Raw genomic sequence first — 15,512 nt, forward strand, 5'->3', positions numbered from 1 at the left:
AACACTAAAACGCTGCCACCGTCCCATCCTTACGCGGATCGCAGCCGCCGAACAATACGCCCGACTCTGGATCGCGGCGGATAATATCACCACTCCCAAAGAGACCGCGCCCCTGACCACTCACCGGGCGGATCGGGTGACCAAGCGCCGCTAGTTGCGCCATTGCCGAGACGGGAAGCCCTTCTTCCAGCGCAATCACACTCTCTGCCGTCCCATCCATCAGACAGAAACGGGGGCGGTTCAGCGCCTCTTGCGGATTTAGGTCGTCATCGACCATCGCGGCAATGACTTGGACATGCCCCTGTGGCTGCATGAATCCACCCATCACCCCGAAACTTGCCCAAAGCGCACCATCCCGCGTCGCCATCCCTGGAATGATCGTGTGATAGGGGCGCTTCCCCGGCGCAAGAGCATTGGGATGGTCGGGATCAAGACTGAAAAGCGCCGCCCGATTTTGCAAGAAAACGCCCGTCCCCTCAGCGACGATCCCTGAGCCAAACCCCATGTACAGGCTGTTGATGAACGAGCAAGCATTCCCCTCTCCATCAACCACTGTCAGATATACCGTATCGGAGGAAGTCGGCGGTGCCCCATAACTGGGCGGCTGCATTGCCCGATCTGGGCGAATCGCCACACGGCGCTGCGCCGCATAGTCTTTGGAGAGCAAATATTCGAGCGGGGCGGGGTTTGTCGCTGGATCAGCAACGTAGTGGCGGGTATCGGCAAAGGCGATGCGCATTGCCTCAATCATGAGGTGCAGCCGCTCTGGGGAATCTGCGGCAAGGGCAGCCAGATCGTACCCCTCAAGGATATTGAGTGCCTCTAATGCGGCTAACCCTTGCCCATTCGGTGGACATTCCCACACGGTGATCCCGCGATAGGTAGTCTGAATGGGTGTTTCCCATGTGGAGCGGTGATCGCGTAAATCGTCCACCGCCATCACCCCGCCAAGCGCCTCCAGCGTTTTGGCGATAGCTTGGGCGGGCTCCCCCTCGTAAAATGCCGCCGCACCACCTTCCGCAATTATCCGCAGCGTCTTTGCCAAATCGGGCAGGCGGATGATCTCCCCGGCGCGGGGGGCGCGTCCGTTCGGGAGGTATGCCGCCGTGCCATGCCCTCTTTTCAGCAACCCTTCTGCCACCCCTCCCCACGAGGCGGCAAAGACGGGATGTACAGGGTAGCCTGCCGCCGCGTGATGAATCGCCTCCGCCAAGACCTCGCGGAGGGTCATCCGCCCGTACCGTGCCAAGAGATCAGCCCACCCCGCCACCGTCCCCGGCACGCTGACCGCATGGGGATGATGAATTGGCATTGCCGTAAACCCCTCTCTCCCCATGAAATCAAGGGTTAGGGCGCGAGGGGCGCGTCCACTTCCATTCAGGGCAGTGATCTGACGGGTTTTCGCCTCGTAATAAAGGGCGAAGCAATCCCCCCCGATGCCCGTTGAGGCAGGTTCAGTCACAGCGAGGACAGCGGCGGCGGCAATGGCAGCATCGGCGGCATTCCCCCCCGCCCGCAAGATCATCACCCCGGCGTTGGCGGCAAGAGGGTTGCTGGTAGAGACCATCCCCCGCCGCCCAACGACCATCGAACGGCGGCTGTTGAAATCAAAGGACATAGGACGCATGGCAAATCTACCTTCAAGAGCTAGTGAGCGGGAGTATTCTGGGGCTAGAGCATGACACTGTTTTGCCCGCGTTAGGTCACTGCCGCCTGTTGTTTGAATGTCGGGCTATCCCACGCCTGCGTCGTAACAATCGACACAAGCGTTTCTGCCGCCTCCCATACCTCGCTGTAACGAAGATAGAGCGGCGCAAACCCAAAACGGAGAATATCCGGGGCGCGAAAATCGCCTACCACGCCCTGTGCAATGAGCGCCTGAATGATGGCGTAGCCCGCCGCCTGTTCAGAGTGGCGGAAACAAACTTGACTCCCCCGTCTGGCGCTATCCTCTGGGCTTGCCAAATCTAACTCCGGGCAGCCCGCCCGCACCTGGTCGATAAACAAATCAGTCATCTGCACGGATTTCTGGCGGAGCAGCGTCCTATCCGCCCGCAGCATGAGGTCAACGCCACATTCAAGGGCGGTCATGCTCAAGACGGCTTGTGTCCCTACCAACGCCCGCGCCGCGCCTTCTGCGGGAGCGTAATAAGGATCGAAGGCGAAGGGATGGGCGTGTCCCATCCAGCCAGAGAGGGGCTGCCGAAAGCCCGCCTGATGCCGCTCTGGGACAACCAAAAAGGCGGGCGCACCTGGTCCCCCATTCAGATATTTATAGCCACAGCCAACAGCGAAGTCCGCTCCCGCCGCGTTCAAATCGACAGGGACAGCCCCGGCGCTGTGCGCCAAATCCCAAATAATGAGCGCCCCCTGTGCATGAGCATGGGCAGTGAGCGCTGCCATGTCGTGCATTGCGCCGGTGCGGTAATTCACATGGGTGAGCAGGACGACAGCCGTTTCCGTGGTAATCGCAGTGGGCAGATCGGCTGCCTGAACAAGGCGCAGATCATACCCGCCGCCAAGCAGATCAATGACCCCTTGTGCCATGTACAAATCAGTAGGGAAATTGTCGATTTCCGAGACGATCACCCGCCGCTCTGGACGAAGGCGAAGGGCGGCGACGAGTGTTTTGAACACATTCACCGAGGTCGAATCGGCAACAACGACCTCCCCCGATGCAGCCCCAATCAGGCGGGCGATTTTATCCCCCACGCGGCGGGGCATTTCGTACCAACCCGCCTGATTCCACCCCCGGACAAGCAGCATCCCCCATTCCTCACGAATGGCTGCCTCTAGACGGGCGGGCGTCCCTTTCGGGAGCGCCCCCAACGAGTTTCCATCAAGGTAAATTACGTTCGGTGGAAGGATGAATTCATCCCGAAACGGGGCTAAGGGATCGCTGGCATCAAGCGCCTCGGCGTCGGCACGACTCAACGGGCGCGAGGGGTGGCTCATAGGGACTTCACTCCATCATTGGCGGGTTGACAGGCTTCAACATCGGCTTTTCCATCGGTGGGCGTCCGGTGCGCTTTTCACCGAGGCGTTTCAAGACAATCAAGGTGAGGTCATCAAATTGGGGGACAGAGCCGCTGAACTCATCAACACCGCGCATGACGCGATCTGTGATTTCTTGGGCGCTCAGCGTCCGATGTGTCAAAACGGTAGATTGCAACCCTACAACGCCGAATTCAGCGTTATCAGCACGCAGCGCATCGGTGATACCATCCGTGTAGGCGACCATGATATCTCCCGGCTCAAGGATAATGCGTCGCTTTTCTAGGCGCATCGTCTCCACCACGCCAAGTGCAATACCCTTTCCAGATAGTTCCGCCGTAGCACCCTCACTGTTGATCACCAACGGCGGATTATGCCCCATACAGGCGTAGACAATCTCCCCGGTGCGGGGGTCCCACACGCCGTACCAGACCGTGACGAATAAATCCGTCCGGCTATCAGAAAGGAGAAGTTGGTTCACCCGCAGCATGGTTTCCACCGGATCGGTGCGGGTGAAAGCGGCAGCGCGGATGTTCGTCCGGCACAGCGCCATAAAGAGCGCCGCCGGAACGCCCTTATCGGCAACATCGGCAATGACGATCCCGATTCGATTTTCTTTCAGAGGGATAAAGTCGTAGAAATCACCGCCAACCTGCCGTGCGGCGCGGTAGAAGGTTGCTAACTCCCACCCTCTGGGAGAGGGAAGTTTATCGGGGAGGAAACTGCGCTGGATGCCTTGCGCCACTTCCAGTTCCCGCTCCAAGCGCTGCTGCTGGTTGACCTGTTCTTGAAGGCGTGCCGTCTCTAGGGCTAATGCTGCTTGGTGGGCAATCCCGCTCAGAATCTTCAGCCGTTGGTGGCGGTTGCCCGGTTCGCCTAAGGCGGGACGCTCCACCAGCATCACCCCAATGAGGACGCCTTTCGCCACAAAGGGTAGGGCAACAACAGTTTTTACCTCCAACAAGGCAACGAGTTCAGCCGGCAGTTGGGCGCGAGGGTGTTTGCTGATCTCTGGATCGGGATCATCATCATCGCCAGTCAGGATCAATGCCGTCCCGTGTGTCAGCATAGCAAGAGCAAAGGGGTGATCCTCATCCAGAGTAAACGTTTTGAAGATGGTTTCCCCTTCGGTGGACAGCCCGTATGCCGAGACACCATAAAATTGCCGATCTTCTGCACGGTATTCAAGAATCACACACCACGACACACCGACAAGCATCGGCGTCAGGCGGGTGAGCGTATCGAACGTTCCGACAAGATCAAGCGTACTATTGACGGACTCGGCAACGGAAAGAAGTGCTGTCGTCACCCACGCTTCTTCTTGTTGGGCGGCGAAAAGCTGCGCCCCTTCAATGGCAAGCGCTGCCTGATTGGCAAAGGTATTGATGATCTCAATATCCTCGGCGTTGAATTGATCCGGCCCGATCCGTTCGACGGCAAGCAAACCGATCTCCCGCCCACCAACCTGCATTGGCGCATAGAGGCGATCTTGCCCACTTTCGGCAATCATCGGGTCGGGTAGTTCCATCCGCCGCAGCAATTCCCACATTTGGTCGATCACTGGGCGGCGTCCGTCCGCCTCGCCTAAGATACATTGCCCCAAGACCTCTGCTTCGTTGACGACGCCGCGCACCGCCCGCACAACGTAATCCACCCGTTCTTCCCCCCGCCGCAGCAAGATGAGGGCAGCCTCGTAATCAACGACGCGCTCTAAACTTCCCAACAACCCATCAAGGACACTCTGAAGGTCTAAGGAGGAGACGAGGACGGCGCTCACTTCACGAAGTGTTTCGGCAAGGATACGACGGCGTGTTTCGGTGGCAAACAACCCGGCATTCCGAATGCCAATCGCCACTGTATCCGCCAGCGCTTGGACAAGCGTCACATCTTCGGGGGTAAATGCTTCTCGATCTGTACTCTGAATATCGAAAACACCGAGTGTCCGGTTGTTCAAGGCAATGGGAACGGTCATCTCGCTGCGGGTATCTTCAATCCCCGGTGCCGTCACATAGCGCTCGTCACGCCCTACATCGCCGCTGATCAGGGCGTGTCCCGTTCGCGCCACCCAGGGGATGAATCCATTATCGTTCAGATTGTAGGAAAGCTGCTCAATCGACCACCGGGCGCTGTGAGCGCCGCTCCCGCTGCGAAAGACAATCCGTTCCCCACTGCGCAAAAAGAGGTGAACGCGATCATAGCCAAAGTAATCGGAGACGAGATCGACCACCTCATCAAGTAGATCGTTCACGTCCAAAATGGAGACCACTGCCCGCGATGCTTCAGCGACGGCATTCAGCCGCTCAGCTTGCCGCCGTGCCGCATCGAAGGTTTCCGCCTCTTGGATCGCCAGCGCCAACTGCCCGGCAAGCGATTCCAACGTGAAGGCGTCATCATCCTTGAAGGCGTCCAATTGATCGCTTTGCACATCCAGAACGCCCAAAACGCGCCGCTCAATCATGAGCGGCAGGCAAAATTCAGAGCGTGTTTTGGGCAGGGCAGCAAGCGGCAAGTAACGAGAGTCCTTGCTGACATCGGGGACGATAATCGCCCCCGCTTGGCTATAGGCTGCCCCCGCCAAGCCCTCTCCGGGCTTCAAGGCAAAGGCGCGTCGATCAAAGTCATTTTGGCTGCTGGCGCGTAGACGCACCTCATCCCGATGCGGATCGTAGGTGTAGACATTCACCGCATAGTAATTGAAGGTATTGTGAACAAGGGTGACAATCTGCCGAAACAGATTAGGGAGCGGCTGGACGGCGGTCAGTTGGCGGGTCACCTCGCTGATCACGCGCAGTTGGTCGGCACGGGTGCGGGCTTGGCGGTAAAGTTGGGCGTTTTTAATAGCGCTGGCAATTTGGTTGGCAATCACCGTCAACAAACGCAACTGCTCATCACTAAAGGAGTCGGCTTGATCGCTCTGGACGGCAATTACCCCAATTCCCTCCCCGCCGACAAGAAGTGGCACAAAGAGCGCCGAACGGGGGGGATTCACGCTGTCGTAGCTTGGTTGGGCGGGCAATGCTTCCCACTCGCGGACAAAATCGCCTACCCGTATCCCGCTCCCCGTCTTACGCACCCAACCAATCAAGCCGCTGGATGCCCCACCGAGGAATCGCTGGGGGGGAAGGCGTTCGCCATCGCGCACCCACACTCTGATCGCGTAATCATCATTCTCGAACAAGCCAAGCTGAAAATTCCGTGTATCAACAATGCGCGAGGCTTGTTGATAGACGAGTTCATTCAGGGCATCGGGGCGAAGCTGCGCACCGAGGATTGCCCGCCCAATGCCCACCAACATTTCCAAATCGGGTCGGGATGCGCTCTGTTCGGCGCGTTCCCGCCCGCGTTTTAAGCCTCGGATATAGCCAACAAGCAAGCCAACCGTCAGCATTCCGACGGTCAGCAAACTGACGGCAACAATGACGACGACTAGGTTGAGTTCCACAGCCGAAATCCGAAGGCTAGGCAGACAAGATGGCAGCTACCGCATCTTGCGCGGTGGGTTTGATGATGAATAATGTGTCGAATCCCGACATTTCAAAGGTTTCTTGAACGCGGGGCTTGAGTCCGGCAAGGGTAATTCCCCCATTCAGCGCTTGTAAACGGCGTAAGGCACTGAGCAGCGCCTTTAGCCCTGTGCTGGAGATGTAGGTTACACCGTCCATATCAACGACAATTCGCCGCTGCCCAGCGCTGATCTGGCTGGTGAGTGCCGCTTCTAACTGCCGTCCAACAGATGAATCCACCCGCCCAACAGGTGCCATGACCAGCACCCCGTCGTCGGTTGTATAGACGGTAAAAGGTGTGGGCGTTTCTGGCATAACACGCTCGCCTTCCCCCCGTTTCACCATGGTCAACACATTATGCCCATTCTTATAGGCGTAATGGACAGCGTTCATCGTTTTTGTGATGAAATACCACCCCAACCCGCCCGGTTCACGGTTTTCCAGTGGGCTATTTGTATCCGGCGCCGGAAGCGTTGTTGGGTCAAAGGGGGCGCTTTCATCAGCGACGATCATCGTCAATTGAGCGGGTTGAAGACGAAGGATCAATTCAATCGTATAATCGTCCCCACCGCCGCCATAGCCATGCTCAATGATGTTTGTACACCATTCATCCACCGCCATTTGACAGTGGTAGGAGGCACGATCATCCAGCCCAACCGTGTTTGCCGCTTCTGCTACGAAATCACAGGCGAGTAGAACACGCTCCAAAACGCCCGGAATTACCAACCGTCGTTCTTCAGCCATGAGGGGCATCTCACCTGCCGGCGCTAGAAGCTGCCGACTGCTTCCACTTGAGTCATAAAGACTTGGAAGATCATGTTCAAGCCCGCCAATTCAAGGACTTCTTTCGCCCGTGCCGAGGGGCTGGCAATCCGAATATCGCCGTTGTTGCTGCGGATTTTCTTCACCGCAGCGACCATCTCGCGCAGCCCGGCGCTGCTCATGTACTCCACACCGCTTAAATCAAGGACAAGCATCGTGCGCCCGGCATCGATTTGTTCATTCAGAGAATCACCCAATTTATTTGCATTGGTACTGTCCACACGTCCGCTCACTTCAATCAAAACAACGCGGCGCATTTCAGAAACATTGATGTGCATAAGGATGTCTCTCCCCAAAAAAGCCTATACCATAATGCTGGCGGCATTATAACATACAGAATACGCTTAGCGCCCAAAAGCAACAATGACCGGATGGTGATCCGAGCCACCCGTATCTTCGCCCACATGGGCAGAGAGCGCCCGCAGTCCGCCCCGATAAAAGATATGATCCAGCCGCACAAGCAAGGGGATGGGCAAGGGTGAGCCTCTCCCACGCGGAAGACTCTGCGGCGTTTGCCAGTTGGGAAAGGTCAATCCCAAGCCATAGCCCACCTCGCGGTAAGCGTCGCTCATGACCGCCGCAATCTCAGCATAGACATTCGTCTGGTCATTCAGATTCATGTCCCCTGCCATGATTACAATGCCATGTTCCGCCTTCACCCGCGCCAAAAGGTAGCCCACCTCACGGGCGCGAGGTTCGGCATCGAAAAGAACCCCCACCATCCCAGGATGGACAGGGTGGACGTTGTAGATTACCACATCCCCTGCCGGCGTAGCGATCACAACGCGCTGCTGCCCCTGACGGTTTGGAATGTCGGCGTGGGTAAAGTAACGATCCTCGCGAATGGGAAATTTGCTCAGGACGCCTTGCCCATCGGTACGCAGTGTGCCATGTAAGGCACGGTATGGGTACTGCCCCGCCAAATCGCGCTCAAGCTGTGCGGCAAGGGCATCGCTCAGTTCTTGCAAGCAAACAATATCGGCATCCATCTCGGCAATCACCCGCACCATCGGCGCAAGGTGAACATCCTCGGCGTGCAGGTTATAGGTCATCAGCGTAAATGAAGCCGTTTCGGGAGGCAGGGTGGGGCTTTGACGAAGGTACAGTCCGCCATAGGTAAGGATGAATTCTAGGGCAGGAAGCGCCGCCCCCCACGCCACCCGCCGCCGCCGAAAAAGGATTGCCAATGGCAAAACAATCAGCCCCGGCAGCATCAGCCAATGGGCAAAGCTGTTCAGGAAACCAATCGGGGCAAAGGCAATATCGCTCACAAAGCGGCGGGCAATCAAAAAAAGAGCGGCGGCGACACTGTACAAACCACCTGTTGCCCATAAGAGGCGCGAGACGAAAGGGATCATGAGTGCGTTGAAATGTCCTCGCCTTCCTGATTAGCCACTCGTCAGAGGAATCACCTCGCCTAGATCGCGCCCGCGCAAATGCTTGGGAACAACAGGCGGACATTCCCATGCTTCGGCGGGGGTGTTCATCCGCGTCTGGGTAAATTTGGGCAAAATCCCGCAAGCAAAGCATTGGTCGCGGCAGTCTACCCGCGTTTCCCCCCGCTGGGACATCAGATAATCATCGAGCAGGAATTTCTTCTTCACCGCCACATCAAGATGTTCCCATGGGAAGATTTCATCAAGAGGGCGTGTGCGTTGGGTGTAGAACGTCATGTCTAGCCCACAGGCAGCAAACGCCGTCTCCCATGTCTCGAACGAGAAATGATCTTGCCAAGCGTCAAACCTTGCCCCGTGTTCCCATGCGTGCCGAATCACCCGCCCCAAACGCCGATCTCCCCGACTGAGGAACGCCTCAAAGACGGTTTCCTTCGGGTTGTTCCAGCGCAGGTGCAGCCCGTTTCCTTTCACCTGATCTTTCAAGAGACGTTGTTTGGCGTAAACCTGATCCAGTGTATCGCAGGCGACCCACTGAAAGGGTGTGTGCGGCTTGGGAACGAACGTACTCACACTCACGTTGAGCGTCGCCCGATTCCCGTGAAAAGCACGCCCCTCTTGAAGGACACGTTTGGAAAGATCGATGATCGCTTGCACATCGTCCAGCGTTTCGGAGGGGTGTCCGATCATGAAATAGAGCTTGATTGTCCGCCATCCGCGCTTGTAGATTTCCCGTGCCGTCGTCAAGACCTGTTCATCAGGGACATATTTGTTGATGATGTCGCGCATCTTCTCTGTGGCGGCTTCCGGCGCAAGCGTGAACCCGCTCCGCCGTGTATCTTTGAGGGCGTCCATCAAATCGGCAGACATGCTTTCGATGCGCAGACTTGGCAGCCCAATACTCAAGCCCTGTGCGCCCCATTCATCCCCAATAAGCGTCACAAGGTCTTTCACGTTTGTATAGTCTGAGGACGACAAACTGAGAAGTCCGATTTCCTCAAACCCTGTGTTCGCCACAATCTCGCCCACCGCCTGAACGACCTCGGCAACGGAGCGTTCCCGCACCGGACGGGTGACCATACCCGCGTGGCAAAAGCGGCAGCCCCGTGTACAGCCGCGCATGATCTCAATGGGGGCGCGGTTGTGAACGGTATCGACGTTCGGGACAATAAACTTTGTGAAGGGGGGCGGCAAAATCGGGACGATTCGTTTTAAGATTTTTGCGGGAGCATCCGACATGTTCGGCGTGATTGCCTGCACCCGCCCATCGGCATGATAAGCAACATCATAGAAACTAGGGATGTAAAGCCCCTCCACCCTTGCCAACTGCCGAAGCTGTTCGCGGCGGGGCTGCCCCTTCGTCGCCATGAGGATGCGGGCAATATCAAGGATGATCTCCTCGCCCTCGCCAATGACGAATGCATCGATAAAATCTGCCATCGGTTCGGGGTTGAAACAGGCATGACCACCAGCGATCACCAACGGGTAGCGTTCATCGCGCTCTGCGGCGAGGATAGGCATTCCCGCCAGATCGAGCATCGTCAGCGCGTTGGTGAAAAGCTGTTCGTAGGGAAGGCTGATCCCTAACAGGTCAAAGGCACGAATAGCATGTTTCGTCTCTAGGCTGTAGAGCGGAATATCTGCCCGCCGCATGGCATCTTCCATATCCACCCAGGGGCTGTAGACGCGCTCTGCCAGCATATCGGGCTGCTTGTTATAGACATCGTAAAGCAGCATCAACCCCAGATTCGACATACCGAGGTCGTAAATGTCAGGGAAGGCAAGGGCGGCGCGGAAGGGTGTTGTCTGCCAATCCTTGACGACTTGATTGTACTCGCCACCGACATAGCGCCCCGGCTTCGTCACCGAGCGCAAGACGCGATCCAGTTTTCGTTCAATCTGTTCAGGGGATGGAATCACAGTAAACCTCACGACGCGCTTACGAACAATACAGAGAATCTAGAGACAACCATGATTGTATCAGCCTTTGCTGCTATCCCAGACAATCACCCGCGCTTGGGGTTGAGGGGTTGTCCACTCCCAAAGAAACCGCGCATCCGAGATCGTCAGATTGACACAGCCATGACTGCGCTTGAAGCCAAACCCATCATGCCAATAGACAGCGTGAAAACCGACCTCGCCCGTAAAAAACATGGCATAGGGAACGGCGGGGAGGGAGTACCCATCTGCCTCGCCCATCGACCCGCGCAGGTTTGTCCGCTCTAAGCGCTGGTAAATCTGAAAGCTCCCTGCCGGCGTACTTGTATTGCTCAAGCCAGTGGAGACAAGCGTCCCCCCAACGAGCCGATCCCCCTCGTAATAATGGGCGGTTTGTTCATAGAGATCAACAGCGATCCACCGCTCGCCGGCTTGTGGGGTGTATTGTGGGCGGCGGGTGGGGTCGATCAGGGCGATCTTGCGCTGCTCAATCCACTGCCCGGGTGCAATGAGATACCACGTCCAGCCGCCCTTTTTCACCGCCGCATAAAGGGTCACCAACGTGTAGCGTTTGACCACCGCCCACTCAGCGCGGGTTACACCGCCGGGGATATGGGCGGGAATGGACGCTTGCAAGACCCACGCCACAGGGTAGCGAGGCACTTCGTCAAAGGTGACTCCGGCAAACTCTGAGGCAAAGGTTTTCGTCAGATCGGTGATCCGAATCCACGTCCCATCGCGCAGCTTGGCAAAGCCATCTTTGACCCCGTACAAACTGACAAAATTCGTCCCATCACCAGCGCCCCCCACCGCAGCCCCGTTTGGCGCGTCATAGAGGGGAGCGCCAGCAGTGACGCGGTAAAAGGTGTACCCATCAACTTCCTTCACATTCACAGTGATAGGGGTTACTTTGGGCGCGGGGTAGGCGTTTATCGCCGCCAAAAGCGCCTCATATTGAGCGGTGGGTAACCCGTGTGTACAGCCGGGGAGCGTTTCCGCCGCGGTGCAGTCCTGTGCGGCTGCCGGAATTGTCGGCAGGATAAGGGCAGCCAACAGAAACACAGCAAAAAGACGTTTGACCATGAGTCCAATCCATCCTAAACTAGCACAAGAGTCGTTCAGGGGAGGGCATTACCCCTGTTTGCGGCGTTCACGCTCCATGACTTGCGTTTTCAACTGCCCACAGCCCGCCTGAATATCAATCCCACGCCGGACGCGCACCGTACTGGTGATTCCATGTCGGGTCAGTTCGGCTTGAAAGGCATCGACCCGATCTAGGTCAGAAGGTGCGCCATCGTAGCCGCCTGTTGGGTTGAGGGGAATCATGTTGACATGACAGAGCAGACCCTTAAGCAGTGTCCCTAAGCGTGCTGCTTGCTCAATCGTGTCGTTCTCGCCGCGAATGAGCGCCCATTCAAAGGTCACCCGCCGCCCAATTTTGCTGACATAATAACGCGCCGCGCTGATCACATCGGCAATGGGATGGCGGCGGTTGACAGGTAAAAGGGCATTCCGCTCCTCATCGGTTGCCGCGTGAAGGCTGATCGCCAGCCCCACCTGCAACCCCTCATCAGCAAAGCGGCGCATTGCGGGGACAAGCCCCACCGTACTGAGCGTGATGTGCCGCGCCCCAATGTTCAGCCCGTCTGGATCGTGCAGCTTGTGGATTGCCTTTAGGGTGTTTTCGTAATTATGGAGCGGCTCGCCCATGCCCATCAAGACGATATTGCTCAGCCGATCCCCCTGCCCTTCCAACAAGCGGGCGAAGTGAAGCGCCTGCTGGACAATCTCTCCATCGGTGAGGTGGCGGGCAAAGCCCATTTGCCCTGTGGCGCAGAAAACACAGCCCATCGCACAGCCGGCTTGGGTAGAAATGCACGCCGTCCGCCGCCCATCGTCATATTCCATGAGGACGCTCTCAATCAACTGCCCATCGGGGAGGCGAAAAAGGCGTTTCACCGTTTGCCCGTCAATGGAAAGTTGATCGCTGACAAGGGTGAGCGTGCCGATCACGGTTTCCGCCGCTAAACGCTCTCGAAGCGCTTTGGGAAGGTTCGTCATCGCCTCAAAGGTTTCAACCTTGTTTTGGTAAAGCCACGCCCATAGCTGCTTGGCGCGGTAGACGGGCTGTTCCCACCCCTTCAGAAGGTCAGTCAGAGCGGGTAGATCAAGGTCATAAAGGGTGATCATATCGGGGTCTCTACATCGTCACGATAGGCGATCCTATCACAGGATTAGGCAGATTGTTAGGGGCTGAGCGCTGATTTTATGCTACACGCTCAATACGCGCCATTTCCTAGTAAGACATTCGGAATCGTCCGCAGCAAGATTTGCATATCCAACCCTAGCGACCAGTTCTCAATGTAGTAGATGTCCAGCAAACATTGTTCCTCAAAGGGGATTTTGCTCCGCCCGCTGACTTGCCACAGCCCCGTAATCCCCGGCAGCGTGTTCAGCCGCTGCCGCTGCCATGCTTCGTAAAGTTCTACCTCGTCGGGCGTTGGCGGGCGCGGTCCGATAATGCTCATCTCCCCGCGCAGCACGTTGATCAGATTGGGAAGTTCGTCTAGGCTTGTCCGGCGCAGCCAGCGCCCCACCCGCGTCCGGCGCGGATCGTTTACTAATTTGGGGCGTTTGGGGTCAGCCCCTGTTGTGCGGATCAATTCGGCGTGCATCTTGTCTGCACCGGGAATCATCGTCCGAAATTTGATCATCTGGAAGGGGCGCCCATCTTTCCCGATCCGTTTTTGGCTGTAAAAGATCGCCCCCCGCGAATCAAGCCAGACAGAGAGGGAAATCAAGCCCATAATGGGGAGCAAAAACGGCAAACTCAGAGCAATCAGCACCAGATCGAGGGCGCGTTTCGTGGCATATTCCGTTGGGTTCATGCGTACTGCACTGCGCAAGCCTAAAAGGGGTATCCCCTCCAAACTCTCGGCATGAATGTGGCTCATCCCTAATTGAAACAGATCAGGGACAACCCGACAAACAATGTTGTGCGCTTCGCAATCGCGCACAACGGCGATAATTTTATCGCGAGCATCCCATGGCAAGGCGACAATCACAAGGTCAGCTTCGCGCCCCTTGAGCAACCCTTCTAGATTGCTCAGGTCGCCTAACCCCTTTAAGCGCCCCATGTCCACTTGACCGCGTTCGGGGTTGTCGTCAAGATAGCCAACGGGGATGTAACTGAGATCGGGCTTTGCCAGTAGCGCGCTGAGAACAGTCCGCCCGACATGCCCCGCTCCCACCAGCAGAACGCGCTCCAACCCAATATTGCGGCGGCGCATTGCCTGCCGAATCAGGCGGTAGACAAGGCGAGCCAGCGCTAACAGAAAAACAGTGATCCCCGCCGCCATGATCAGCAAAAGGCGGGAAAAACCACGTGGTTGGAGCAAGAAACTGAGCGCCATAATCAACACAGTGGCGATTCCTGCCCCGTTAATCAGGCGGTAGATTTCTTCTGTCCAGGTGCGTCCGCGTTCCATGCGGTAAAGCCCGGTGATAGGCGGCACAATGACCAAGAGAATGGCGAAGATCAGTGCGTAAGGGATAAAACTAGCAAAGGGCGAAAACAGCGCTTCATCCACCGGGCGGATAATCTGCCATGTGTAGCGAAGAAGGTATGCCACCCCAAAGGCGGTCAAAACAAGGACAAAATCGATCAGGGGCAAGGCACGGAAATAGCGCCGCGCCCAATCAATCTTGCCGTTAGAGGGAGCGGTGGTTGGCTGTTCGTGGACAATCATGGTTGAAACGCTTGTTTATAACTGGCTACCGTTTGGCGGGCGGTGTTTTCCCATGTGAACTGCGCTGCTCGCATCCGTGCTGCTTCGCCTTGCGCCCTTCGCCATGCCCGATCCTGAATCATCTGGTGAAGTGCCGCCGTCCATGCCGAAATATCGTCGGGGGGAAGGGCTGCGCCTGTCTCGCCTACGGCTTCGGGCAAACTGGAGACATTGGAGACGAAGGCGGGCGTCCCGCACGCCATTGCCTCTGTGACGGGCATCCCCCACCCTTCAAAAACAGAAGGATAGACGAACGCATCGGCGGCATTGTACCAAAAAATGAGTGCCTCATCAGGCACATAACCCGGGAGAAGCACCCACCGCCGCAGATCGTGGGCGTCCAATGTCGCCTCAATCGCTGCCAAGCCCCACCCCGCACCCCCCGCCAAAACAAGCGGAATACGATCCTTCTCAGGGAGCGCCGCATATGCCCGCAGCAGCATTGGGAGATTTTTGCGCGGTTCAAGCGTCCCCACAAAAAGCAAAAAGCGTTCTGGTAAGCCCATACGCTCTCGCCATGTGGCAATCTCAGCGATTGGTAGGGGCGCAAAACGAGAGTCCACACCGGGAATGGCGAGGTCAATCTTTTCCTTTGGCACACCCAACAATTCCCTTAGATCGGTGGCAGTGGATTGGGAAATCGCCATGATCCGCCGCGCCCGCCGACAGCTAAGCCGTGTGAATGTCCGCAGATAGAGTCGCCGCGAGGCAGGCAGCCCCTCTGGGTAACGCAGGAAGGTTAGATCGTAAACAGTCAGCACAAAAGGGCGCGGCATAACCAGCGGGGCGACAAATGCCAACTCGTGGACGAGATCACAGCCGCTCAGTTGGAAGGGTTGAATGACCTGTTCCCACAGGATGCGGCGCAAGGGGCGCTCTGCCACCCAACGCGCCCGCCGAATTATGAAGGCTGGATTGCTTGGTGGATCGCCCGCCCCAACGAAAACCGTACCGCGCAGGTCGGGAGCAGCGGCGGGAAGATGGGCGAGAAGATTCTGAATATAGCCGTGAATCCCCGCCCGACGGTAATTTGCTCCCGATGCCAGCAGATGTGCGTTAAGTCCAATATGCAT

General features: G+C 57.2%; 11 protein-coding genes. All 11 read right to left on the minus strand.

What is annotated here, in order from left to right; genetic code table 11:
- Positions 1 to 4: 4 nt before the first annotated feature.
- Positions 5 to 1,618, minus strand: a complete 1,614-nt coding sequence (gene ggt, locus HS103_16645; protein MBE7514430.1) for a gamma-glutamyltransferase — start codon at positions 1,616 to 1,618, stop codon at positions 5 to 7.
- Between the two features lie 80 nt (positions 1,619 to 1,698).
- Positions 1,699 to 2,955: a kynureninase gene (gene kynU / locus HS103_16650; protein ID MBE7514431.1), complete on the minus strand. Its 1,257-nt coding sequence runs from the start codon at positions 2,953 to 2,955 to the stop codon at positions 1,699 to 1,701.
- Positions 2,956 to 2,962: 7 nt separating this feature from the next.
- Positions 2,963 to 6,436, minus strand: a complete 3,474-nt coding sequence (locus HS103_16655) for a GAF domain-containing protein (GenBank protein ID MBE7514432.1) — start codon at positions 6,434 to 6,436, stop codon at positions 2,963 to 2,965.
- A 16-nt stretch (positions 6,437 to 6,452) separates the two neighbouring features.
- A complete protein-coding gene (locus HS103_16660; protein MBE7514433.1) occupies positions 6,453 to 7,241 on the minus strand; it encodes an anti-sigma factor antagonist in 789 nt (262 codons plus the stop codon).
- 23 nt (positions 7,242 to 7,264) lie between these two features.
- A complete protein-coding gene (locus HS103_16665; protein MBE7514434.1) occupies positions 7,265 to 7,597 on the minus strand; it encodes an STAS domain-containing protein in 333 nt (110 codons plus the stop codon).
- A gap of 66 nt (positions 7,598 to 7,663) precedes the next feature.
- Positions 7,664 to 8,677, minus strand: coding sequence for an endonuclease/exonuclease/phosphatase family protein (locus HS103_16670; protein MBE7514435.1), 1,014 nt, complete (start codon positions 8,675 to 8,677; stop codon positions 7,664 to 7,666).
- Positions 8,678 to 8,707: 30 nt separating this feature from the next.
- Positions 8,708 to 10,633, minus strand: coding sequence for a TIGR03960 family B12-binding radical SAM protein (locus HS103_16675; protein MBE7514436.1), 1,926 nt, complete (start codon positions 10,631 to 10,633; stop codon positions 8,708 to 8,710).
- A 60-nt stretch (positions 10,634 to 10,693) separates the two neighbouring features.
- On the minus strand, positions 10,694 to 11,734 hold the full coding sequence (locus HS103_16680; protein ID MBE7514437.1) for a L,D-transpeptidase: 1,041 nt from the start codon (positions 11,732 to 11,734) through the stop codon (positions 10,694 to 10,696).
- A gap of 48 nt (positions 11,735 to 11,782) precedes the next feature.
- Positions 11,783 to 12,841, minus strand: a complete 1,059-nt coding sequence (rlmN, locus tag HS103_16685) for a 23S rRNA (adenine(2503)-C(2))-methyltransferase RlmN (protein MBE7514438.1) — start codon at positions 12,839 to 12,841, stop codon at positions 11,783 to 11,785.
- 89 nt (positions 12,842 to 12,930) lie between these two features.
- Positions 12,931 to 14,400, minus strand: coding sequence for a sugar transferase (locus HS103_16690; protein MBE7514439.1), 1,470 nt, complete (start codon positions 14,398 to 14,400; stop codon positions 12,931 to 12,933).
- Positions 14,397 to 15,512: a glycosyltransferase family 4 protein gene (locus HS103_16695; protein MBE7514440.1), complete on the minus strand. Its 1,116-nt coding sequence runs from the start codon at positions 15,510 to 15,512 to the stop codon at positions 14,397 to 14,399. Before HS103_16695 ends, HS103_16690 begins: the two co-directional genes overlap by 4 nt.

Source organism: Anaerolineales bacterium, assembly GCA_015075625.1.
Lineage (GTDB): Bacteria > Chloroflexota > Anaerolineae > Aggregatilineales > UBA2796 > UBA2796.